The 21,010-nt window shown below is 62.9% G+C and carries 20 protein-coding genes and 3 pseudogenes; 15 read left to right on the top strand and 8 right to left on the bottom strand.

Translation table 11 applies throughout. The features are described 5' to 3' along the window. Positions 1-9: 9 nt before the first annotated feature. The 4 genes from E6B08_RS22450 to E6B08_RS22435 all read left to right on the top strand — a co-directional run bounded on the left by E6B08_RS22450 (position 10) and on the right by E6B08_RS22435 (position 3,004). Positions 10-324 carry a DUF3316 domain-containing protein gene (locus E6B08_RS22450; protein WP_136916022.1) on the top strand — a complete coding sequence of 105 codons (315 nt, stop codon included), beginning with the start codon at positions 10-12 and terminating at the stop codon, positions 322-324. A gap of 109 nt (positions 325-433) precedes the next feature. Further along, a complete protein-coding gene (locus E6B08_RS22445) occupies positions 434-1,033 on the top strand; it encodes an FMN-dependent NADH-azoreductase (protein ID WP_136916021.1) in 600 nt (199 codons plus the stop codon). A gap of 158 nt (positions 1,034-1,191) precedes the next feature. Beyond that, the gene (locus E6B08_RS22440; protein WP_136916020.1) at positions 1,192-2,067 is read left to right on the top strand and encodes a carboxylate/amino acid/amine transporter; all 876 of its coding nucleotides are present in this window, start codon (positions 1,192-1,194) and stop codon (positions 2,065-2,067) included. A 1-nt stretch (position 2,068) separates the two neighbouring features. Continuing rightward, on the top strand, positions 2,069-3,004 hold the full coding sequence (locus tag E6B08_RS22435; RefSeq protein ID WP_136916019.1) for an AEC family transporter: 936 nt from the start codon (positions 2,069-2,071) through the stop codon (positions 3,002-3,004). A gap of 928 nt (positions 3,005-3,932) precedes the next feature. On the opposite strand, the gene E6B08_RS22430 is transcribed toward E6B08_RS22435, so the two are convergent. From E6B08_RS22430 to E6B08_RS22420, 3 genes are all read right to left on the bottom strand, one after another. Then, entirely contained in the window at positions 3,933-4,184 is a 252-nt protein-coding gene (locus E6B08_RS22430; RefSeq protein ID WP_192938580.1) for a DUF3077 domain-containing protein, read from the bottom strand. Between the two features lie 191 nt (positions 4,185-4,375). After that, entirely contained in the window at positions 4,376-4,657 is a 282-nt protein-coding gene (locus E6B08_RS22425; RefSeq protein ID WP_136916017.1) for a DUF3077 domain-containing protein, read from the bottom strand. Between the two features lie 574 nt (positions 4,658-5,231). Then, a complete protein-coding gene (locus E6B08_RS22420) occupies positions 5,232-6,533 on the bottom strand; it encodes a mechanosensitive ion channel family protein (protein WP_136916016.1) in 1,302 nt (433 codons plus the stop codon). A gap of 103 nt (positions 6,534-6,636) precedes the next feature. On the opposite strand from E6B08_RS22420, the gene E6B08_RS22415 reads away from it, so the two are divergent. Then, positions 6,637-7,998 carry a DEAD/DEAH box helicase gene (locus tag E6B08_RS22415; RefSeq protein WP_136916015.1) on the top strand — a complete coding sequence of 454 codons (1,362 nt, stop codon included), beginning with the start codon at positions 6,637-6,639 and terminating at the stop codon, positions 7,996-7,998. Between the two features lie 156 nt (positions 7,999-8,154). Here the strand turns inward: E6B08_RS22415 and E6B08_RS22410 are convergent, their stop codons facing one another. After that, complete coding sequence (locus E6B08_RS22410; protein ID WP_136916014.1) at positions 8,155-8,427, bottom strand: hypothetical protein; 273 nt, start codon at positions 8,425-8,427, stop codon at positions 8,155-8,157. A gap of 153 nt (positions 8,428-8,580) precedes the next feature. On the opposite strand from E6B08_RS22410, the pseudogene E6B08_RS22405 reads away from it, so the two are divergent. The 4 genes and pseudogenes from E6B08_RS22405 to E6B08_RS22385 form a co-directional block, all read left to right on the top strand. Continuing rightward, positions 8,581-8,781, top strand: a pseudogene (locus E6B08_RS22405) (SDR family NAD(P)-dependent oxidoreductase); the annotation flags it as partial. Between the two features lie 226 nt (positions 8,782-9,007). After that, positions 9,008-9,265 (top strand): BrnA antitoxin family protein, encoded by a 258-nt coding sequence (locus E6B08_RS22395; RefSeq protein WP_136916012.1) that lies wholly within the window; start codon positions 9,008-9,010, stop codon positions 9,263-9,265. A 75-nt stretch (positions 9,266-9,340) separates the two neighbouring features. Continuing rightward, positions 9,341-9,748, top strand: a complete 408-nt coding sequence (locus tag E6B08_RS22390; RefSeq protein WP_136916011.1) for a transcriptional regulator — start codon at positions 9,341-9,343, stop codon at positions 9,746-9,748. A gap of 95 nt (positions 9,749-9,843) precedes the next feature. After that, positions 9,844-10,770: a DMT family transporter gene (locus tag E6B08_RS22385; RefSeq protein WP_136916010.1), complete on the top strand. Its 927-nt coding sequence runs from the start codon at positions 9,844-9,846 to the stop codon at positions 10,768-10,770. Here the strand turns inward: E6B08_RS22385 and E6B08_RS22380 are convergent. Next, on the bottom strand, positions 10,721-11,917 hold the full coding sequence (locus E6B08_RS22380; protein ID WP_136916009.1) for an MFS transporter: 1,197 nt from the start codon (positions 11,915-11,917) through the stop codon (positions 10,721-10,723). The genes E6B08_RS22385 and E6B08_RS22380 overlap by 50 nt on opposite strands. Before the next feature lie 107 nt (positions 11,918-12,024). On the opposite strand from E6B08_RS22380, the gene ptrR reads away from it, so the two are divergent. Together ptrR and E6B08_RS31360 are read left to right on the top strand one after the other, a co-directional pair. Beyond that, positions 12,025-12,918, top strand: a complete 894-nt coding sequence (gene ptrR / locus E6B08_RS22375) for a putrescine utilization regulator PtrR (RefSeq protein ID WP_136916008.1) — start codon at positions 12,025-12,027, stop codon at positions 12,916-12,918. Positions 12,919-13,042: 124 nt separating this feature from the next. Next, positions 13,043-13,171 carry a PA1414 family protein gene (locus E6B08_RS31360; RefSeq protein ID WP_265411722.1) on the top strand — a complete coding sequence of 43 codons (129 nt, stop codon included), beginning with the start codon at positions 13,043-13,045 and terminating at the stop codon, positions 13,169-13,171. Positions 13,172-13,267: 96 nt separating this feature from the next. On the opposite strand, the gene E6B08_RS22370 is transcribed toward E6B08_RS31360, so the two are convergent. Both E6B08_RS22370 and speB read right to left on the bottom strand, forming a co-directional pair. After that, a complete protein-coding gene (locus E6B08_RS22370; protein ID WP_136916007.1) occupies positions 13,268-14,647 on the bottom strand; it encodes a sodium:solute symporter in 1,380 nt (459 codons plus the stop codon). Positions 14,648-14,761: 114 nt separating this feature from the next. Further along, positions 14,762-15,712 carry an agmatinase gene (gene speB / locus E6B08_RS22365; protein ID WP_136916006.1) on the bottom strand — a complete coding sequence of 317 codons (951 nt, stop codon included), beginning with the start codon at positions 15,710-15,712 and terminating at the stop codon, positions 14,762-14,764. Between the two features lie 224 nt (positions 15,713-15,936). Here speB and E6B08_RS22360 point away from each other — a divergent pair, with 224 nt between their 5' ends. The 4 genes and pseudogenes from E6B08_RS22360 (at position 15,937) to E6B08_RS22350 (ending at position 19,202) form a co-directional block, all read left to right on the top strand. After that, the gene (locus E6B08_RS22360) at positions 15,937-16,830 is read left to right on the top strand and encodes a LysR family transcriptional regulator (protein WP_136916005.1); all 894 of its coding nucleotides are present in this window, start codon (positions 15,937-15,939) and stop codon (positions 16,828-16,830) included. Between the two features lie 134 nt (positions 16,831-16,964). Continuing rightward, positions 16,965-17,246: pseudogene (locus E6B08_RS31565) on the top strand (PAS domain-containing protein); the annotation flags it as partial. A 309-nt stretch (positions 17,247-17,555) separates the two neighbouring features. Next, positions 17,556-18,530 (top strand): annotated as a pseudogene (locus E6B08_RS31560) (methyl-accepting chemotaxis protein); the annotation flags it as partial. Between the two features lie 72 nt (positions 18,531-18,602). Beyond that, entirely contained in the window at positions 18,603-19,202 is a 600-nt protein-coding gene (locus E6B08_RS22350; RefSeq protein WP_136916003.1) for a tRNA-uridine aminocarboxypropyltransferase, read from the top strand. 437 nt (positions 19,203-19,639) lie between these two features. On the opposite strand, the gene E6B08_RS22345 is transcribed toward E6B08_RS22350, so the two are convergent. Further along, complete coding sequence (locus tag E6B08_RS22345; RefSeq protein ID WP_136916002.1) at positions 19,640-20,992, bottom strand: HlyD family type I secretion periplasmic adaptor subunit; 1,353 nt, start codon at positions 20,990-20,992, stop codon at positions 19,640-19,642. Positions 20,993-21,010 lie beyond the last annotated feature (18 nt).

Below are 21,010 nucleotides of genomic sequence, written 5' to 3'. Positions count from 1 at the left end.
AGAGCGCCCATGAAGAAATGTTGTGCGGTATTGCTGCTGTGCCTGCCACTGGGGGCGATGGCCTACCCGATCGAGGTAGAAAAGCAGACGTCCGGTGTACAGCTCGACTACACCACCTACGCCACTGCCTACGACATCGGCAGCATCAGCCTGAACAACTATGGGAAGGTGCCGGCACGCTGCAAGGTTACCTTCCGCAATGGCCCGGAGGCGCCACGGGTACGCCGGGTGAATGTGGCAGCCGGAAAAAGCGTGGACGTTACCGCCAAGTTCAATCGGCAGATCATCAGGCTCAGAGTGGATCTGACCTGCGAAGCGCAATAAAACGGATTAATCGATAGATTGAACCCACTTTTTACGCTTTTTAATCGATAGGTCAAGCCTTAATCTTCTCTCCATCGAATCGCACCCTTTTTCGCCGATGGAGGCAGCCATGTCCCGCGTACTGATCATCGAAAGCAGCGCCCGCCAGCAGGATTCCGTATCCCGCCAACTGACCCGCGACTTCATCGCCCAGTGGCAAGCGGCGCACCCGAGCGATCAGATCACCGTACGCGACCTGGCCGCGACCCCGGTGCCGCACTTGGACGCCGACTTGCTCGGCGGCTGGATGAAGCCTGAAGAACAGCGCAGCGCCAACGAAGTGCAGGCCCTGGCTCGCTCAAACGAATTGACCGATGAACTGCTCGAAGCCGATGTGCTGGTGATGGCCGCACCGATGTACAACTTCACCATCCCCAGCACCCTAAAGGCCTGGCTGGACCATGTGCTGCGCGCCGGCATCACCTTCAAGTACACCCCGACCGGCCCCCAAGGCCTGCTCACCGGCAAGCGTGCCATCGTGCTGACCGCCCGGGGCGGTATCCACGCCGGCGCCACCAGCGACCATCAGGAACCGTACCTGCGCCAGGTGATGGCCTTCATCGGCATCCACGATGTCAATTTCATCCATGCCGAAGGCCTGAACATGAGCGGTGACTTCCACGAGAAGGGCCTCAACCAGGCCAAGGCGAAGCTGGCCGCAGTGGCCTGAGTGGCAACGAATTCCCAACCCTGACACCTCTTTGCTCCTTGGGTGTACCTGCCCGGCCTGATGGCCGGGCTTTTTTATGCCCGGCCCCACATTTCCCATGGTTGAACTGCAACGCCGCAAACCGCTAAGGTCGCCGCCTTGATTCAAGAGAGGCAACCATGGGCTACCTGATTATCGTCGCGCTGATCCAGGCGTTTTCCTTCAGTTTGATCGGCGAGTACCTGGCCGGGCACGTCGACAGCTACTTCGCCGTGCTCGCCCGCGTGGTGTTGGCGGGCCTGGTGTTCCTGCCACTGACCCGTTGGCGCCAGGTCGAGCCGCGTTTCATGCGCTCGATGCTGCTGATCGGTGCCTTGCAATATGGCATCACCTACGTCTGCCTGTACCTGAGTTTCCGCGTGCTGACGGTGCCGGAGGTGCTGCTGTTCACCATCCTCACGCCGCTGCACGTGACCCTGATCGAAGATGCCCTGAACCGGCGCTTCAATCCCTGGGCCCTGATCGCGGCGCTGGTGGCCGTGGCGGGCGCGGCGGTGATCCGTTTCGACAGCATCACGGGCGACTTCTTCATCGGCTTCCTGCTGCTGCAACTGGCCAACTTCACCTACGCCGCCGGCCAGGTGCTGTACCGCCACCTGATCGCCCGCTACCCCAGCGACCTGCCGCACTACAAACGCTTCGGCTACTTCTATCTGGGTGCGTTGCTGATCGCATTGCCGGCGTTTGTGCTGTTCGGCAATGCCCAGCACCTGCCGAGCACCGACGTGCAGTGGCTGGTGTTGCTGTTCCTCGGCCTGTGCCCGACGGCGCTGGGCTTGTATTGGTGGAACAAGGGCGCGTGCCTGGTTTCGGGTGGCACGTTGGCGGTGATGAACAACCTGCACGTGCCGGTGGGTCTGTTGCTCAACCTGCTGATCTGGAACCGCGACGAGCCGCTGGGGCGCTTGTTCGTCGGTGGCGCGATCATCCTCGCATCGGTGTGGCTGGCCCGCCTGGGCGGTCGGGCGCGCGCGGCGCTGAGCCATAAGGCCTGACATGCATACCATTTTCGTCATCGTCGCGCCGATCTTCGCCCTGATCCTGGTCGGCTACCTGTGCCGCAAGACCAACAAGCTGGGCGACAAGGCCGCTGCCGAAATCAACAAGATGGTGGTCTGGCTGTGCCTGCCGGCGCTGTTGTTCAAGGTCACCGCCACCGCGACCTGGAGCGAGATCTGGCACCCAGGGTTCATCCTGGCGTTCGGCGCCGGGGCACTGGCGATGTTCGTCATCACCCTGGGCTGGCGCCTGTACAGCGGCCATGGGTTGGTGGCCTCCAGCATCGACGGGCTGAGTGCCGGCTATGCCAACACCGGCTATATCGGCATTCCGCTGTGCGTGCTGCTGTTCGGCCAGGCCGGCTTGCAGCCGGCGTTGATTTCGTCGTTGCTCGTGGTGTGCGTGGTGTTTGCGGTTGCGCTGACGCTGATCGAGATCGGCTTGCAGGAAGAGCGGCGTATCGGCCGGGCCATACGGGTCGTGGCCAAGGCCCTGGCCAAGAACCCCCTGGTGTTCTCGCCGGTGGCCGGTGCAGCCTGGGCCATGTCCGGGTTGGGCCTGGCGGAGCCGGTGATGCATTTTCTCGACATGCTGGCGTTGGCCACCACGCCTTGCGCATTGATTTCGCTCGGCGCGTTCCTGGCCGAGAAGCGCACCGGCACCCAGGCCAGCCCGTGGCCGCTGGTGTGGCTGAAGCTGGTCGGGCAGCCGGCGTTGACCTGGGTGCTGGCGTACAAGGTGTTCAGCCTGCCGACCATGTGGGCGGCCTCGGCCGTGCTGCTGGCGGCGCTGCCGACCGGGACCGGGCCGTTCATGCTGGCGGAATACTACAACCGCGAGGCCGGGTTGATTTCGCGGACGATCCTGTTGTCGACCGTGGTGTCGTTGGGGACGTTGACGGGGTTGTTGTATCTGTTGGGGTATGCGGGGTAGGACCCTGATGATTGAAGAAATCCCTCAGCGTTGTTAAGCTGTTGCCGAGGGCTCAATAAGAGCATTGCTGTTCGGTGACAAGGTGCTAACGACCGACAGTGCGGATTGCAAGGTGCACCACCTTGCGGTAGCGGCAACCAGGCAACAACGGTTGGCTTGCGGTCCAATTGGCCAGATTCGGCCCATTTGCTAAGTAAGCGCTGCGACTACCAGCCCTCCTAGACTTTCTAAAAGGCGCCCGAACGGCGCCTTTTTTCATTCTACGTTACAGATCACTTTGCCCACCTGGGTACCGTGCCCGCGACGGTTGATCCTGTAGGCCGTTACCACCGAGTAGAATGCAAGCCTAACGTTTTCATTTACGATGGGCTCGAGGATCACGACACCCTTAGCGCTGCGAAGAATCGCGATACGATATCCATTTTTTGTCTGGTGGAACTCGCAGTAAATGGGCGCCTTGTGCACGATTACCGAAGCCACATAGGTCGGGACTTCGTCCACCGTCCTGCATCCCCAGCTCGGCAATTCATGGCCATGCTGCTCCCAGATGTGCCTTATGCCGTATCCCTTGTTCCGGCCGATCTGCCGACCAGCCCTCAAGTAAATGTGCCCCTCGGGTAGAAGGATGCTCTGACACCTCATGGGCGGCACATAGCCAAAGCTTTGCTGCTGGGTTTGCGGGTGCGCGATGTAGTCATCCTTGTGAAGCTCTGGTCTGTAGACCGGCGACCAGTATTGGTGCATGAGGGATGGACAAATAAAGCTCCCTTGCAGTCGCCGGTCTCGCTGCTTGGTAAGGAAACTCTGAGACTAGAGCGTCTGTCAGCCACGTCGCAACGATAAACAGCCGGGAAAAGTAGCTTTGGGAAATGGACTACAAGTTAGGTATACCTCGTGGGGCAAATCTGTTTGACGAAACTGCAAATGATCACGGATAAAACTGCCCCCGAAGCCGCGAAGGCAGCATCCCCTGGTCGATCTCATCCAACAGCGTCTTGACCATGGCGCCGATGTGGTAGGACGCCGCTGTCATCCGCTGATCCCCCATCAATACACCGGTCTGGTTCAGATAACGGGCACATTCCATCAGTTTTTGCGCCTCTGCCTGGGCGTAGGAGAGGGTTGTGGTTGGGGTCACGGTGAAGATGGATTGGGAGGCGCGAAAGGTTGGCAGCGGCATTGGGTCTTCGGGTGGCGGGATTCGGGATGGTTTGCAGGGTGGCATGGTGGTTTGTCCTCGGGTTTGGTGGGGGATGGCACGGGCTGCGCCCGTGTTCGCGGGACAAGCCCGCTCCCACAGCATCCGCGCAGCTGTTGGGCTCGACGCTGTACTTGTGGGAGCGGGCTTGTCCCGCGAAGAGGCCGGCTCAATCAGTACACATCTCGCCGCTTCATGCCCAACTCGGCATCATCCAACAAGGCCTTGGCCAGGGCGCTGAGGTAGTGCGCAGCCCACACGCATTGAGGTTTATCATCCATCACGCCCGCGATGCTCATGTCGCGGGCGCAGCCCATTAATTCGGAGGCTTGTTCGCGAGCGTGGTGGCAAGGAATGCCAGGCTCGATGCAGAACAAGGGTTGGGTCTGGTTTTCACCTTGGTAGAACTTGGTTTTGCCGACTGTGAAGCTGCGGCTGGTCTCGTCCGTGGGCATGGTTTTATCTCCCTGAAGTTTTGGGTGCCTGGGCTGGCCTTATCGCCGGCAAGCCGGCTCCTACACGCCCGCCTGTCATCCAGGGGAAGGGAGTGGTGGAGATGTAAGGCGGGGTTGCTCGCGATCAGGCCAGGCATAACGTGATTTTGCTGGTTTTCGCGGCCTGGATGGAGGCTAGATATCTTCGAGGGAGTAGGGGGTGTGCGGCGGGTCGGGAACGATCTTAAGCATCTGCATATTTCCGTCATGGGGCCGCCAACTTCATGCTGTCAAACAGAAGGGTGGCAGCGGTACGTGGGTTGACAGACCGGCGGAATATGCAAGCTCCGGCGCACGCAAGCGTGCCCCACGTACAGCCGCCATTAAGGACGAGCCGTATGCATAATACCGTAGCGGCCTGTCAAAGCCGGTCGTTGATGTGCAACGACACCCCGAGACTAGAACGCATCCCGGCCAGGCCGCAACGGAAAATAGGCCGCGGCAGTATCTTTGGGAAACGTCCTACAAAGAAGAGCCTAAATCTGATTACTCCGTCTAAATTACGCCATCCGGGGCCGTAAAACGGCCCCAAGTCTCAAGCCTCGCTCATCTCCTCCAGCCGACGCGGCTCCATCGGCTCCCGGCCACGCCCGCCCAACCCAACCCGCATATCGTTGCCGCTCGGCTGCTGATACAAACTCAACCCGAACTCCGGCAACACCGCCAGCAGGTAATCGAAGATATCCCCCTGGATCCGCTCGTAATCGGCCCATACCGTGGTGGTGCTGAAGCAGTAGATCTCCAGCGGCACCCCTTCGGCGGTCGTCTGCATCTGGCGGACCATGCAGGTCATGTCCGAGTGCACATTAGGATGGTTCTGCAGGTAGGCGAGGGTGAAGGCGCGGAACGTGCCGATATTGGTCAACCGCCGCCGATTGGCCGAATGCCCGGCAAGCCGGTTCTTGGCCTGGTTCCAGTCGCTCAACTCCTGGCGCTTGCCGGCCAGGTACTCGGCCAGCAACTGCACTTGCTCCAGACGCTGCTCCTCCTCGGCAGTGAGGAAACGCACGCTGGCGACATCGATGAACAGGCTGCGCTTGATCCGTCGCCCACCGGCCTGGCGCATGCCGCGGTAGTTGCGAAACGACTCGCTCATCAAGCGCCAGGTGGGAATCGAGACGATGGTCTTGTCGAAATTCTGCACCTTGACCGTGTGCAAGGTGATGTCCACCACATCACCATCGGCGCCGACCTGGGGCATTTCGATCCAGTCGCCGACATGCAACATGTCGTTGCTGGTGAGCTGCACGCTGGCCACGAACGACAGCAGGGTGTCCTTGTACACCAACAACAACACCGCCGACATCGCACCCAGGCCCGACAGCAGCAACAGCGGCGAGCGGTCGATCAGGGTGGCGACGATGACGATCGAGGCGAAGATCCACAGCATCATCTTGGCCAGTTGCACGTAACCCTTGATCGAGCGGGTGCGCGCATGTTCGGTGCGGGCATAGATATGCAACAGCGCATCGAGCAGGCACGACAGCGCCAGGGTCATGAACAGCAGGGTGAAGGCCAGGGCCACATTGCCGAGAAAGTGCTGGGCGGTATCGGAAAGCTCCGGCACCAGCTTGAGGCCGAACTGGATCACCAGCGACGGGGTGGTCTGGGCCAGGCGGTGCAGGACCTTGTCGTGGCGCAGGTCGTCGATCCAGCTCAGCGCCGGTTGGCGCCCCAGCAGACGGGCGGCGTGCAGGATCAGGAAGCGCGCCAGGCGGCCGAGCACCAGCGAAATCAGCAGCAGCACGGCCAGGCCGATGGCGGCGTGGAGCATCGGATGTTGGTCGAGGGTGCCCCACAAGTCGAGGGAGTCACGCCAGATTCTTTGGATATCCATGGGCTTTGCAACATCTGTGTAGCGAAAAGAACGGCTATTAGAGCGTGGATAGCATGCCGGAGGCCAAAAGAAATTCGGCTCCGGCGGCAGAAAACGTTACCCTATGCAACTGAATTTCCCGCACTTGCCTGAGGTTACCTCCGTGTTCTCCCAATTCGCCCTGCATGAACGCCTGCTTAAAGCCGTGGCCGAGCTTAAATTCGTCGAGCCAACCCCGGTGCAGGCCGCGGCCATCCCCTTGGCCTTGCAAGGGCGTGACCTGCGCGTGACCGCTCAGACCGGCAGCGGCAAGACCGCCGCGTTCGTCCTGCCGCTGCTCAATCGCCTGGTCGACCTGCGCGAGCGCCGCGTCGAGATCCGCGCCCTGATCCTGCTGCCGACCCGCGAGCTGGCCCAGCAGACCCTCAAGCAGGTGCAACTGTTCTCCCAGTTCACCTACATCAAGTCGGGCCTGGTGACCGGCGGTGAGGACTTCAAGGAACAGGCCGCCATGCTGCGCAAGGTGCCGGACGTGCTGATCGGCACCCCGGGCCGTCTGCTCGAGCAGCTCAACGCCGGCAACCTCGACCTGTCCCACGTGCAGGTGCTGATCCTCGACGAAGCCGACCGCATGCTCGACATGGGCTTCGCCGAAGACATGGAGCGCCTGTGCAAGGAGTGCGAGAACCGCGAGCAGACCCTGCTGTTCTCCGCCACCACGGGTGGTGCGGCACTGCGCGACATCATCGGCAAGGTGCTCAAGGACCCCGAGCATCTGATGCTCAACAGCGTTTCGCAGCTGGCCGAAGGCACCCGCCAGCAGATCATCACCGCCGACCACGACCAGCACAAAGAGCAGATCGTCCAGTGGTTGCTGGCCAACGAGACCTTCGACAAGGCGATCATCTTCACCAACACCCGGGCCCTGGCCGACCGCATCTACGGCCATCTGGTGGCCAAGGACGTGAAGGCCTTCGTGCTGCACGGCGAGAAGGACCAGAAGGACCGCAAGCTGGCCATCGAGCGCTTCAAGCAAGGCAGCTCCAAGGTGCTGGTGGCCACCGACGTGGCGGCTCGTGGCCTGGACATCGATGGCCTGGACCTGGTGATCAACTTCGACATGCCACGCAGCGGTGACGAGTACGTGCATCGTGTGGGCCGCACTGGCCGCGCCGGTGGTGAAGGCCTGGCGATCTCGCTGATCACCCACAATGACTGGAACCTGATGTCCAGCATCGAACGCTACCTCAAGCAGCAGTTCGAGCGTCGGGTCATCAAGGAAGTGAAGGGCACCTACAACGGGCCGAAGAAGGTCAAGGCCTCGGGCAAGGCTGCCGGGACCAAGAAGAAAAAGGTCGAGAAGAAGACGGGCGAGAAGAAGGCCGCGGCCAAGCGCAAGCCGACCGCCAAGCCAAAGGCCAATGCGCCGCTGGCGAGCGCCGATGGCCTGGCGCCGCTGAAAAAGCGCAAGCCGGCGGTTGAGTAAGGTTGACGCTGGCGTTGTGGGAGCGGCCTTGCGGCGCGAAGGGGCTGCATCGCAGCCCCGCGATCCTTGCGACGATACATCAATCCTGGGGCCGCTTTGCGGCCCTTTCGCGACGCAAGGCCGCTCCCACAGGGCAGGCGCTCGCAGGCATGGGGATCATTCGGCCTTTTTCTCCGCTTCCTTCAACTCCTTGATCCGCTTGTCGATCAACTGACACTTATCGGGCAGGTCCTTGCTCGCCGTCCCAAGCTCCATCCCCTGGAGCTCGTCATTCATTTCCTTGGCCTTCTGCGGATTCTGTTCGGTCAGCTGGCTGACCAGCCCAGCCAGCTCCTCACGCTTTTGCGTGGCCTCTTCGGGTGTGCAGGCCCAGGCGGGTAGGGCGCACAACAATCCGGCCGCGCAGGCCAGGCTTGGCAGCAGTTTCATCCTGATCACCTCCAACGGTGGCTGTACGCGGTGGAGCCTCCCAGGCGGGGGAAGTTCAGAAATCCTCCACTGGCCTATACCCCCGGGTATATGGACCCCGTCTGCCCTCGGCCCTAGTTTGTAGCCACAAATACGACAACCGAGGAACAACCCATGGATCGTTTGCAAGGCAAGGTCGCGCTGATCACCGGTGGCGCTGGCGGTTGCGGCTTGGCCGCATCGGAACGGTTCGCCGCCGAGGGCGCCAAGGTGGCGATCCTCGACCTGCCCACCAGCCAAGGGGAAGCGCTCGCCGCGTGGATCAGTGCCAACGGCGGCCAGGCGCTGTTCGTGCCCGCCGATGTGTCCAGTGCCGATGGCAACGGCTTGGGATAGCCGGCAATGCCGAGCTGTTTCGCTTGTTCATCAACTTCCTGGTGAAGCAGGGAAGCCTCTGTGGGCTACATGATATCCGTCTCGTTGTAGTCCATTTCTGAATCGTTGGCACAGGGCCTCCGGGGCCGCCGATCACGACCATACTGCTCTGGTCTTATCCTCGGGGAGTCCGCCCGAAAAGCCACCAGACGGGAAGCCAAACGCTATGACCAAACCCTCTCGCACTGACTGGAACCGCCTGGCCCAGCAGGCCGACGACGATATCGATACTTCGGATGTCGCCGAGCTTGATGACGCTTTTTTCAGCCAGGCGCAGCTGCGCGTCCCCGCCAAGCAGACAATGACCATTCGCCTGGATTCCGATGCCCTGGCGTGGTTCAAGGAGCAGGGAGCGGGTTACCAGACCCGTATCAACCAACTGTTGCGCCAAGACATGCAAGCCCAGCAGCAACGCCGGCGCTGATACTTTCGGAACGCTCACCCGCGGGCGTTGGTCCCAAGCTGTGTACCCCTTCGCCCACAGCTGGAGGCCACGGCCATGAGCACATCCTACGATTGGGACCTGATCGAGCGCTTGTTGCACGAGGTGCAGAACGGTGCCAACCACAGTTTCACTCCCCGCGCCTATGCCGAACAGCACGCGGCACGCCTGGCCGCCGACGGCGAGTCGGTGGGGGATCTGGACCACCTGAAAACCCGCGCCTGTGAATATGAAAAACTGTTGCTGGAGCGCGGGTTCATCGAAAGCCGGCCTGAAAAAGACGGCGGTAACGGCGAGAATTTCGTCCTGACCGAAAGCGGCTCGCGCCTGCTGAGCCTGATCGACAGTAGCATTCCAGGCTTCGAGCACCCACGTCAGGAGCTGGACAAACAGGAAGATGCGCTGGACAAGATCACTTTCGAGGGCGTTTCGTCGAAAGCTCAGATTGCAGGCGGCGCGATTTGAGGGTGGCAAGGGCGGCCTCGGAAACCCGATAATCGGTCATTCCTTATCGACTGCCGAGTTTGCCCCATGCCTCTGTCAATCCAAACGGCCCGCTCATGAGCGAGGCGCGTAAAAGCCCTGATGCCTTCGCGTTTCAGGTGATGCTCGTGCTGTGCCTGATCTGGGGCTGCCAGCAGGTGCTGATAAAAACCGCCGCCGTCGACATCGCACCCGTAATGCAGGCGGCCTTGCGCAACGGCATTGCCGCCACGCTGGTCGGTCTCCTCGTGGTGTGGCGCGGCGACTTCAAGCAGGCCAGCCGTACCTGGCAGGCGGGCTTGCTCGCCGGCGCCCTGTTCGGCCTGGAGTTCCTGTTCATCGCTGAAGGGCTGAAACTGACGTCGGCGGCGCATATGTCGGTATTTCTGTATACCGCACCGATGTTCACCGCCCTTGGCTTGCACTTCATCCTGCCCAGCGAGCGTTTGCGGCTGCTTCAATGGGTGGGCATCCTGTTGGCTTTCGGCGGGATAGTCATGGCCTTCGCCGGAGGCATGTCGTTCGCGCAAATGGACGCTGGAATGTTGCTGGGCGATGCCCTCGGTGTACTGGCCGGGATGGCGTGGGGAGCGACCACGGTGGTGATACGCTGCTCACGCCTGTCGGAAGCGCCAGCGAGCCTCACGTTGTTCTATCAACTGGCGATCGGCTTTGCCGGTTTGCTGCTGATCGCGTTGCTGAGCGGGCAGATTGGCGTGGTCTCATTGACGCCCTTGGCGGTGGGCAGCGTATTGTTCCAGGCTGTGGTCGTGTCGTTCATCAGCTACCTCACCTGGTTCTGGTTGTTGCGCAAGTACCTGGCTTCGAACCTGGCCGTGTTCTCGTTCATCACGCCGCTGTTCGGCGTGACCTTTGGCGTGCTGTTGCTCGATGAACCCCTGAGCGTGAACTTCGTGCTGGGGGCGGTGATGGTGTTGGCGGGAGTAGTGCTGGTCAGTGCCGAGCCGTGGGTGAAGCAGCAGTTGCGCAAGTGGGTGGGTTGATCGCCGCGCATCCCTGCCGCCCACGCCCACCCACCAGCACCAACACACCCGCCACCCCCAATCCGCTTGCCGCCAGCAACAGCGCAGGCTGCAAGCTCCCGCTGTAATGGTTGCTCAGGGCCGCCAGCAACGGCCCGCTCAGTTGCCCCAGGGCGAAACAGGCGGTCAACAAACCCGCATTACGCTGCGTGGCATGCGGTGCCAGCTCCCGCGAGCGCTGCATCACCAACTGCATGCAGGCCAGGAACGGCGTGCCGCAGAGCACCACGCCCAAGGCCAGCCCGAGGCCGTCGCCGAGCAGGCAGGCCAGTACCCCCAGCCCCTGCAGCCACAAGGTGGCGGTCAGCCAGGCCGATGTACGCCCTGGCCGACGCACGCTGACCAGCACCACCCCCAGCGCCGCTGCCAGGCCGAACGCCGGCCAGAACAGGTCGGCCATCCAGTTGCCACGAAATTGCTGATTGGCCATTTGCGAGAGGAATGTGGCTGGCAGGATGTAGCCGACACCGTACAGCGCATAGACCAGCCCCAGGCGGCCAATTCCCAGGCTGCGGCTCGGGCCTTGCGCGGCGGCACGGGGCGCGGGCTCCAAAGCACGCGGCAGTGCGGGGCGCACGGCCAGCAACATCACCAGCGCGGCCACGGCATACACCAGCCACAAACCTGCCGAGCCCATCCCCAGCAAATGCGCACCGAGTGCCAGCAGGCCGGTCAGGGCGATACCCAGGCCGGGCCCGGCAAAAACCATAGCGCCCAGGCGCTGGCGTCCATTGGCGTTAGCCACTTGCTGGCTCAGGCTGGTGATCATCACCAGTACCCACGCGCTGGCCACGCCGGTGCCGAATCGCAGCAGTGCATGGCTCCAGAAGCCCTCGGCGGCCCAGGAAGCAAGGGTGAGCAGCACGCATAACCACAGCCCGCCATGCAGGCGCAGGCGGACCTGAGCAGGCTTGCGGGCGAACATGGCATCCACCGCACCGAGGAAGTAGCCCAGGTAATTGGCTGCCGCCACCAGGCCGGCAGCGGTGAGGTCGAAGTGTCCTTCGGCGATGAGCTGCGGCAGTTGCGGTGTCAGGGCAAAGCGGCCGATGCCCATGGCCATCATCAGGGCCACGGCGCTGGCCAGCAGTTGTACGAAGGGCGACATTGGCTGAACTCCCACACGAAGATAAGCGATGGATGGGAGGTTACGGCGGATTGACTTTCAGTAAAATTGAATAATGATGATCAAGTTGTTCTGTTTTGGAGAATGCAATGGAGTTCAGCCAACTGCGGATCTTCCAGGCCGTGGCCGAGGAAGGCTCGGTGACCCGCGCCGCCGAGCGCCTGCACCGGGTGCCGTCGAACCTGTCGACGCGGCTGCGCCAGCTTGAAGATCAGCTCGGTGTCGAGTTGTTCCTGCGTGAGCGCCAACGCCTGCAGTTGTCGCCAGCCGGCAAGGTGCTGCTCGATTATGCCCACCGCCTATCGGCCCTGCATGACCAGGCGGTAGCGGCAGTGCAGGGCGGCCAGCCGGCCGGCGACTTCGTATTGGGCACCATGTACAGTACGGCGGCCATTCACCTGCCCGGGCTGCTGGCGCGGTATCACCAGGCCTATCCGGAGGTGAACCTGCAGGTGCAGGCAGCGCCCAGCGGCGAGCTGCTCGAAGGCCTGCTCAGCCATCGGCTCGATGCCGCCTTGGTGGATGGCCCGCCCAGTCTGGCAGGGCTCGATGGCGTGCCGCTGTGCGACGAAACGCTGCTGATCATCACCAGCCCGGAGCATCCTCCGGTGCGCAGTGCGCGGGATGTGGCGGGCAAGGCGGTGTTCACCTTCCGCCAGGGCTGCTCGTACCGCATGCGCCTGGAGGCCTGGTATGCCGATGCCCACACGCCGATGGGCAGGGTGATGGAGATCGAGTCGTACCAGAGCATGTTGGCCTGCGTGATTGCCGGTGCCGGCGTGGCCTTGATGGCCGAATCGATGCTCGACAGCCTACCTGGGCGTGACCGGGTTCGCGCCCATCGTCTGCAGGCGCCGTTCGACCACGCGGTCACGTGGCTGATGTGGCGCCAGGGCATGCGCGGGGCGAATTTGCAGGCCTGGATCGATTTGCAACAAAGCGAAACGATTAACCAGTCGTCGGACGCAGCCGTTTCCGCTTGATTTGTATCAAACTCGACCATATCTGTTGGGATATGGGCATGCGTAATACAGCACATAGGACTATGATCTGTATGAAACATCGCAGGATTGAATTGCCGTGAGGCTGACCCGTCAAGGGGGCACTATGAAAAACCAAATGTTCAACTGGCTCCACGATCTGGGTGTGGCGCTGGGGCTGATTCCACCACCCTTGCAGCCGGTACCGATCCCGACTGATGAAGAGCAGCGCAAGCGCCAACTGCGCCGCCGCTGACGAGAGACAAAAAGGCCGCTGCGTCCGGGGGATGCAGCGGCCTTTTTGTCGTTTGCGTTTGTCGTTTGCGCAGGCCCTATCGCCGGCAGACGATCATCAAGCCAGTTTCACTTCAGCCACCGCCTTGGGCGACACCAGGCTGACCACCACGAAGCTCACCAGGCCGATCGCCAGGCTGTAGTAGATCGGCGTATTGGCATCCAGCCCATCCTTGAACATGAACACCAGTGCAGTGACGAAGCCCAGCGACATGCTGACGATCGCCCCTGCCGTGGTGGCGCGTTTCCAGAAGATCGCCCCGATCAGCGGCACCAGCATGCCACCCACCAGCAGGTTGTAGGCCAGGGTCAGGGCGCTGATCACGTCGCTTACCACCAGGGCGATGCCCAGCACCACCAGGCCGGTGAGCAAGGTGAACAGGCGGTTGATGCCCAGGCTCGACTGCTTGCCGCCGCGCAGCCTGGGCAGCATGTCCTCGGTAAGGGTGGTTGACGCCGCCAGCAGCGCGGCGCTGGCCGTGGACATCATGGCTGCCAGGGCCGCTGCCAGCAGCAGGCCGCGAATGCCGTCGGGCAAGGCGCTCTTGATCATTTCGGCGAAGGCATTGTTGGGGTTGGCCAAGTCCGGCAGCAGCACGTGCGCGGCCATGCCGATCAGCGCGCAGGCCAGGCCGTACAACACGCAGTAGATCCCGGCGGCGGTGCCGGCGCGCTGGCAGACTTTCTCGTCACGGGCGGTGAACACCCGTTGCCAGATGTCCTGGCCGATGAGGATGCCGAAGAAGTAGATCAGGAAATAGGTGATGATGGTGTCCCAGCCGATGGTGGTCAGCTGGAAGCTGGCGGCCGGCAGCTTGGCCACCAGCACGTCCCAGCCACCGACCTTGTACAGGCACACCGGCAGCAGGATGAACATCAGGCCCACGGTCTTGATCACGAACTGGACGATGTCGGTCAGGGTCAGCGACCACATGCCGCCGATGGTCGAGTAGATCACCACCACTCCACCGCCCAGGAGCAACGACGCCCAGAACGGCAGGTCGAGCAACACTTGCAGCACCGTGGTCATGGCCAGTACCGAGGTCACGCCGAGCATCAGCGCATAGGCGAGCATGATTGCCGCGCTGGCCTGGCGCGCCATGGGGTTGTAGCGCCGCTCCAGCACCTGGGTGACGGTGAAGATGCGCAGGCGCAGCAGGGGTTTGGCGAGGAACAGGTTGATGGCGATGATGCCCAGGCCCAGTGCGGCGCAGAGCCAGAACCCGGAGATGCCGTGGACGTAGCCCAGGCGTACGGTGCCGACGGTGGAGGCGCCGCCGAGCACGGTGGTGGCCATGGTGCCCATGTACAGCGTCGGGCCCAGGTTGCGCCCGGCCACAAGATAGTCCTCGTGGCTCTTGGCCCGGCGCATGCCGTACCAGCCAAGCCCCAGCATGCCGGCGGCGTAGAGCATTACAACGATGATGTCCAAGGCCATTGGGGGTCTCCCGATTGTCTTTATTATGGCGCGGTGGAGCACCCGGGCGGTTGCTGCGCCCGGCGCTTCAGTGGTGTGTTTGGCGGCCTCGATGAACGGGCCACCCAGGCCGAATCAGCGGTGGACGACGCCCGGCAGCACGCAGAGCATTTCGAACAGCAGGTTGGCGCCCAGCAACGAGGTGTTGCCGGTGGTGTCGTAGGGCGGGGAGACCTCGACCAGGTCACAGCCGATCAAGTCCAGGCCTTGGCAGCCGCGAATGATCTCCATCGCCTGGATGGTGGTCAAGCCGCCGATTTCAGGCGTGCCGGTCCCTGGGGCCCAGGCCGGGTCGATGCCGTCGATGTCGAACGACAGGTACACCGGGCCACCGCCGACCTTCTCGCGCACTTCGGCCATCAGTGGCTGCAGCGACTTGTGCCAGCACTCTTCGGCCTGTACCACGCGGAAACCCTGGCGTCGGCTCCAGTTGAAGTCGTCGGCGGTGTAGCCCTGGGCGCGCAGGCCGATCTGCACCACGCGGTCGCAGTCGAGCAGGCCTTCTTCGACGGCACGGCGGAACGTGGTGCCGTGGGCGATCTTCTCGCCGAACATGTGGTCGTTGACGTCGGCGTGGGCATCGATGTGCACCAGGCCGATCTTGCCATGTTTCTTGTGCAGAGCGCGCAGGATCGGCAGGGTGATGGTGTGGTCGCCACCGAGGGTCAGCGGGATGATGTTGTGCTCGAGGACCTCGTCATACGCCTCTTCGATGATGCGCACGGCGTCGAGCAGGTTGAAGGTGTTGATCGCCACGTCGCCGATGTCGGCCACCGACAGCGAGTCGAACGGCGCGGCGCCGGTCGCCATGTTGTAAGGGCGGATCATCACCGATTCGGCGCGGATCTGCCGCGGCCCGAAGCGGGTGCCCGAGCGCAGCGAGGTGCCGATGTCCAGCGGCACGCCGATGAACGCGGCGTCGAGGCCGGCGGCGCTTTGCAGGTGGGGAAGACGCAGCATGGTGGCGATGCCGCCGAAACGCGGCATTTCGTTGCCGCCCAGTGGTTGGTGGAGAATCTTGTCCACGGTGGGCCTCATCAGTCGGTCGATTGTTGTGTTTGTTCGAACCTGTGCCGCCGCGTGCCTCGAAGGGGGCAGAGCCTGGCGGGCAGGGGCATTTCGGCCAAGTCTGCGCAAGGTAGTGCTCTGGAAGAATCGCTACCGGCAAAAACTTACTTCAGATTTTTCTGAACTAAACCTCTTGGGACCGGGTAGACTGACCGCTATCACCGCTGCCGAACCTTTGCCCCATGGCCTCGACACTGCCCGACCTGAAACTGCTGCGCATCTTCGTCAGCGTGGTGCGCCACCAGGGGTTCGCCAACGCCCAGCGCGAGCTCAACCTGTCGACCTCGGCCATCAGTACCTACATGAGCCAGCTCGAGGGCTCGCTCGGTATCGTGCTCTGCCACCGTGGCCGGGGCGGCTTCAGCCTGACCAGCAAAGGCGAGCTGTTCCACCAGGAAACCCTGCGCCTGCTTGCCGAACTGGACGGCTTCGAGCAATACGCCGCTGCGCTCAAGGGCGAGTTGCGTGGCACCCTCAACCTGGGCGTGATCGACTCCACGGTCGGTGACCGTGCGCTGCCGCTGGCCGAGGCCATCGGTGCCTACAGCCAGGAGCATCCGGCAGTGCACCTGCACCTGTCGGTCTCCAGCCCCTATGAGCTACAGCTGGGCGTGCAGGACAATCGCCTGGACCTGGCCATCGGTGCGTTCTCCTCGCGTATGAGCGGGCTGGTCTACCAACCGCTGTATCGCGAGCAGCACTGGCTGTACTGCAGCAGCCGCCACCCGCTGTATGCCGAGCGGCGCATCCCCGAACAGGTGGTCACCCAGCAGCGTATGGTCGGGCGTGGCTACTGGAGCCAGGCCGAGCTGGCCCGGCATGGCTTCAAGCACAGTGCGGCGACGGTCGACAGCATGGAGGCTCAGCTCATCCTGATCCTCTCTGGCGCCTACATCGGCTACCTGCCCGAACACTACGCCCAGGCCTGGGTCGACAAGGGCGACCTGCGGGTGTTGTCGCCAGCCACCTTCGGCTACCAGGCGCCGTTCTCCCTGATCGTCCGTCGTGGCCGTAGCCGCGAGCCGTTGATCCAGACCTTCCGTGATCTGCTCAAGAGCCAACTCAACGTTGGCTGAGTAACCCGCGCAGGTATTTTGTCGGGATGTCCTAATGTCCTACAAAAGCCGACCGCTAACCTTATTAGCTTTCTGCTAAACATCAATATGCGTTGTTGGTGTCTCCACTGTATTGCCTAGAAGGACCAACCAAGATGCGCATGAATTTGCCGCTGACCGAGCACGAAAGAACCTTTCCCAGCGAGCAACGACTGATTTCCACGACGGATCTCAACAGTCGGATCACCTACTGCAACGATGCCTTCGTGGCGATCAGCGGTTTCACCTATGACGAACTGGTCGGCCAGCCGCACAACCTGGTGCGCCATCCGGACATGCCGGCGGCGGTGTTCGGCCACATGTGGGACACCATCAAGCAGGGCAAGCCCTGGATGGGCGTGGTCAAGAATCGCGCGAAGAATGGCGACTACTACTGGGTGAGTGCCTATGTCACGGCCATCTACGAGAATGGCCGCATCAGCGGCTACGAATCGGTGCGCTCGGTGCCCAGCCGCGCGCAGATCCGCCGCGCCGAGGCACTCTATGCGCGCTTGCGTGCGGGAAAGGCCGCGGTACCGAGGGTGGCCCGCCTGGCTCACGGCCTGGGGCGCGGCTGGCCGTTGATCGCCGCCGGCCTGTTGAGTGCAGCGAGCTATCTGTGGCTGGCCCCGCAGGCAGCACTCGGGGTGTTGGCCGGTAGCCTGCTGCTGGCCTGGTACCTGCTCGAACACCAGCACAACCAGGCCATTCGCCTGACCTTGCGCGAACACCCCAAGGCATTCACCAGTCCGCTGGTAGCCCTGACCTACAGCGACAACACAGGCCTGCAGGGGCAACTGGACCTCGCCATGTTCAGCGAAGAAGCCCGCCTGCAGACCGCCTTGACCCGCCTGGTGGACGCGGGTGTCGGGGTCAAGGCCCGAGCTGCGCAGTCTGCCGACCTGTCCGAGGCGCAGGCGCAGATGCTCGACCGGCAGCGCAACGAGACCGATCAGTCGGCGACGGCGATCGCGCAGATGGCCGCGACCATCCAGGAAGTCACCCATAACGTGCAGAGCACTGCCCATGCGGCTGGCGACGCCGACCAGCTGGCCCAGAAGGGCAGCGAGCTGGCGCAGCAGAGCCTGAGGGCCATGGGCAGCATGAGCGATGCGGTCGACGACATCGGCCAGGCGGTCAATGCCCTGGCCGAGCAGACCCAGTCCATCGGCAGCGTGGTCGACGTGATCACCTCGATCGCCGAACAGACCAACCTGCTGGCGCTCAACGCCGCGATCGAGGCGGCTCGGGCGGGGGAACAAGGACGCGGGTTCGCGGTGGTGGCCGACGAAGTGCGTTCGCTGGCTCGCCGCACGCGTTCATCCACCGACGAGATCCACCAGATCATCGCCACCTTGCGCGCCAGCGCCGACCGCGCAGTGAGCACTGCCAGCCGCGGCGAGCAGATCTCGCGTGACAGCGTGCACAGCGTCGAGGCCGTGCAGGCGGCGCTGGCCGGTATCGCCCAGGCGGTCAGCCGCATCACCGGGATGAGCCAGCAGATGGCGACAGCCTCTGAGCAGCAGAGTCACGTGGCCGAGGACATCAGTCAGCAGATCGTGCGCATCAGCCAGTTGTGCGACGAGACGGCGGGGCAAGCCAAGCAGGGCGCCGAGATCAGCCAGGACCTGGAGCGCATGGCCGAGTACCTGCACGATCTGGCAGAGCGGTTCAATCGGTAGGGCCAGGTTTGCCAGGCCATTCGCGGGCAAGTCGCTGGCTGTGGCAAAATCCGTGTGTCAACGGAGACTCCCATGCCCAGACCTCGCTGCGAACGCTGCCAGCGCCCACTCGACCATTGCCTCTGCCCATTGATTCCCGCACTCGCCAGCCGCACCCGCGTGGTCGTGCTGCAGCACCCCAGTGAAACCGGCCACGCGCTCAACACCGCGCGCCTGGCGGCCCTGGGGCTGGTCAATGCCGAGCTGCGTATTGGTGAAGTGTTCGATGACCTCGATGAACTGCTGGCGACTCCACGCTATCGGCCGGTGCTGCTATTTCCGGGCGAACAGGCTCAGGAGCTTACAACCTATGGCGAGGCAGACGACGTCCCGTTGCTGCTTGTCGTCCCCGACGGCACCTGGCGCAAGGCGCGCAAGCTGCTGTACCTGAACCCGCTGCTCGAGGCGCTGCCCCGGGTCACGCTGGCGCAGGTGGCGCCGTCGCGTTATCGCCTGCGCAAGGCGCCGGAGCCTGGGGCGCTGTCGACCCTCGAGGCGGTGGTACAGGCGCTGAACGTGCTGGAGCAACCGGCTAAGTTCGATGGGTTGCTACGGCCGTTTGAGGCGTTGATCGAGGGGCAGATCGACGCGATGGGGGCCGAGGTGTTTGCGCGTAATCATGGGGGGGATTGAAGTGCTTGCCGTGAGGTTTTCGGTGTCGGTCAGATCGAGCGCCGCCCGCGCGGCGCTTCGCGGGACAAGCCCGCTCCCACATTTGTTGCAACGTGCCTATGTCTGATAGGCCATGGTTGTCAGCCTTGTGGGCCCGGCGCGATTTTTGTGTTGGCGCCAGGGCGCACCACGATATTCCGTGGTGCGCCAAAGGCGAGCAACCATGGCCTGACAGACATAGGCACGTTGCAACAAATGTGGGAGCGGGCTTGTCCCGCGAAGCGCCGCGCGGGCGGCGCTCGATGTATGCGGCACTACAACTCTTCAGCGCACGCTTCGCGAAGCGCCGCGCGGGCGGCGCTCGATGTATGCGGCACTACAACTCTTCAGCGCACGCTTCGCGAAGCGCCGCCCGCGCGCTCGATTTCAAAGGCGCCAACACTCTCGCGGCGAGCCCATCAACGCTCGCGCAATGCCTCGGTCCGCGCCTTGAGCACCGGCTTGAGCAGATAATCCAGCACGCTTTTCTGCCCGGTGATGATATCCACCGTGGCAATCATCCCCGGGATGATCAACAACGGCTTGTTGTCGCCCCCCAAATGGTTCTTCTCGGTCCGCACCTGGATCAGATAGAACGCGTTGCCCTTGTCGTCGGTCACGGTGTCGGCGCTGATCAGCTCGAGTTTGGCCTTCAACCCGCCATAGATGGTGTAGTCGTAGGCACTGAACTTGACCATGGCCTGCTGCCCAGGGTGCAGGAAGGCCACGTCTTGAGGCCTTACCTTGGCCTCGATCAGCAGGTTGTCCTCGATCGGCACGATCTCCACCAGATCGCTGCCTGGCTGCACCACGCCGCCGATGGTGTTGACCTTGAGCAGTTTGACGATGCCGCGCACCGGCGACACCACCGTGGTGCGGTTGACCCGGTCGTCGATGGCGATGCTGGTAGCGGTGATCTTCGACAGCTCCGTGCGCTTGTCGTTGAGGTCCTTGGCCGCTTCGGAACGGAACGTCGCATCGGATTCCTGCACCTTGCTCTTGATTTCCGCCACCGCCGCTTCGGCGCGAGGGATAGCCAGGCTGGTGGCGTTGAGTTGGCCCCGGGCTTCGACCGTGCGCTGCTTGAGACGGAGGATTTCCACCGGTGATATGGCGCCGGTGCCCACCAGCGGCGACGACATGTTCAGCTCTTCCTGCAACAGCCCCAAGGCCGAGCGGTACTGTTCGACCTTGGAACGGAACTCGGCCAGCTCCTGGGTCTTCTGCCGCAACTGCTCGGCAAGGGTCTGCTTTTCGCTGGCCAGGCGGCGCTGGCGCGAGTCGTACAGCGCCTGTTCGTCGTCGGCGACCTGTGGCGCCTTGGCGCGGACCTCGTCCGACAACACGAACGGACGACCCTCGGACTCGGCTGACAGCCGTTCCACCTGGGCCATCAGCGCGTAGCGATCAGCCTCGCTCTCGCCCTTGTTGGAACGAAAGCGGGTGTCGTCCAGGCGCAACAGCCTGGCGCCTTTCTCGACCATCTGTCCTTCGCGCACGAACAATTCAGTGACGATGCCGCCCTCCAGGTTCTGCACCACCTGCACCTTGCTCGACGGAATAGCCTTGCCTTCGCCTACCGTCACTTCATCGAGCACGGCCAGACTGGCCCAGGCCAGGGCTACCAGCAACAGGATCCCCGCCAGCCAGACGGTCAGGCGCGACAGGCGCGGCGAGTCCTGCAGGGTGGCACCAGCCAGTTCTGGCATGTAGTCGCGTTCGGCGTTCTTGTCGGCGCCGTGGGGACTGCGAACGCTATGGCCGATGGACATGGACTACCTCTCATGAAA

Source organism: Pseudomonas putida, assembly GCF_005080685.1.
Taxonomy (GTDB): domain Bacteria; phylum Pseudomonadota; class Gammaproteobacteria; order Pseudomonadales; family Pseudomonadaceae; genus Aquipseudomonas; species Aquipseudomonas putida_V.
The sequence above is the reverse complement of the archived record's forward strand: the minus strand, read 5'-3'. Positions and strand labels throughout refer to the sequence as shown.

Bases quoted from the DNA above. Each gene is read 5' to 3' on its own strand.
- E6B08_RS22440 (WP_136916020.1), top strand. From the start codon at position 1,192: ATGGGCTACCTGATTATCGTCGCGCTGATCCAGGCGTTTTCCTTCAGT.
- E6B08_RS22360 (WP_136916005.1), top strand. From the start codon at position 15,937: ATGGCCTCGACACTGCCCGACCTGAAACTGCTGCGCATCTTCGTCAGC.
- E6B08_RS22445 (WP_136916021.1), top strand. From the start codon at position 434: ATGTCCCGCGTACTGATCATCGAAAGCAGCGCCCGCCAGCAGGATTCC.
- E6B08_RS22385 (WP_136916010.1), top strand. From the start codon at position 9,844: ATGAGCGAGGCGCGTAAAAGCCCTGATGCCTTCGCGTTTCAGGTGATG.
- E6B08_RS22345 (WP_136916002.1), bottom strand. From the start codon at position 20,992: ATGTCCATCGGCCATAGCGTTCGCAGTCCCCACGGCGCCGACAAGAAC.
- E6B08_RS22395 (WP_136916012.1), top strand. From the start codon at position 9,008: ATGACCAAACCCTCTCGCACTGACTGGAACCGCCTGGCCCAGCAGGCC.
- E6B08_RS22425 (WP_136916017.1), bottom strand. From the start codon at position 4,657: ATGCCCACGGACGAGACCAGCCGCAGCTTCACAGTCGGCAAAACCAAG.
- E6B08_RS22380 (WP_136916009.1), bottom strand. From the start codon at position 11,917: ATGTCGCCCTTCGTACAACTGCTGGCCAGCGCCGTGGCCCTGATGATG.
- E6B08_RS22415 (WP_136916015.1), top strand. From the start codon at position 6,637: ATGCAACTGAATTTCCCGCACTTGCCTGAGGTTACCTCCGTGTTCTCC.
- E6B08_RS22420 (WP_136916016.1), bottom strand. From the start codon at position 6,533: ATGGATATCCAAAGAATCTGGCGTGACTCCCTCGACTTGTGGGGCACC.
- E6B08_RS22410 (WP_136916014.1), bottom strand. From the start codon at position 8,427: ATGAAACTGCTGCCAAGCCTGGCCTGCGCGGCCGGATTGTTGTGCGCC.
- E6B08_RS31360 (WP_265411722.1), top strand. From the start codon at position 13,043: ATGAAAAACCAAATGTTCAACTGGCTCCACGATCTGGGTGTGGCGCTG.
- E6B08_RS22350 (WP_136916003.1), top strand. From the start codon at position 18,603: ATGCCCAGACCTCGCTGCGAACGCTGCCAGCGCCCACTCGACCATTGC.
- E6B08_RS22450 (WP_136916022.1), top strand. From the start codon at position 10: ATGAAGAAATGTTGTGCGGTATTGCTGCTGTGCCTGCCACTGGGGGCG.
- E6B08_RS22430 (WP_192938580.1), bottom strand. From the start codon at position 4,184: ATGCCGCTGCCAACCTTTCGCGCCTCCCAATCCATCTTCACCGTGACC.
- E6B08_RS22390 (WP_136916011.1), top strand. From the start codon at position 9,341: ATGAGCACATCCTACGATTGGGACCTGATCGAGCGCTTGTTGCACGAG.
- E6B08_RS22370 (WP_136916007.1), bottom strand. From the start codon at position 14,647: ATGGCCTTGGACATCATCGTTGTAATGCTCTACGCCGCCGGCATGCTG.
- ptrR (WP_136916008.1), top strand. From the start codon at position 12,025: ATGGAGTTCAGCCAACTGCGGATCTTCCAGGCCGTGGCCGAGGAAGGC.
- E6B08_RS22435 (WP_136916019.1), top strand. From the start codon at position 2,069: ATGCATACCATTTTCGTCATCGTCGCGCCGATCTTCGCCCTGATCCTG.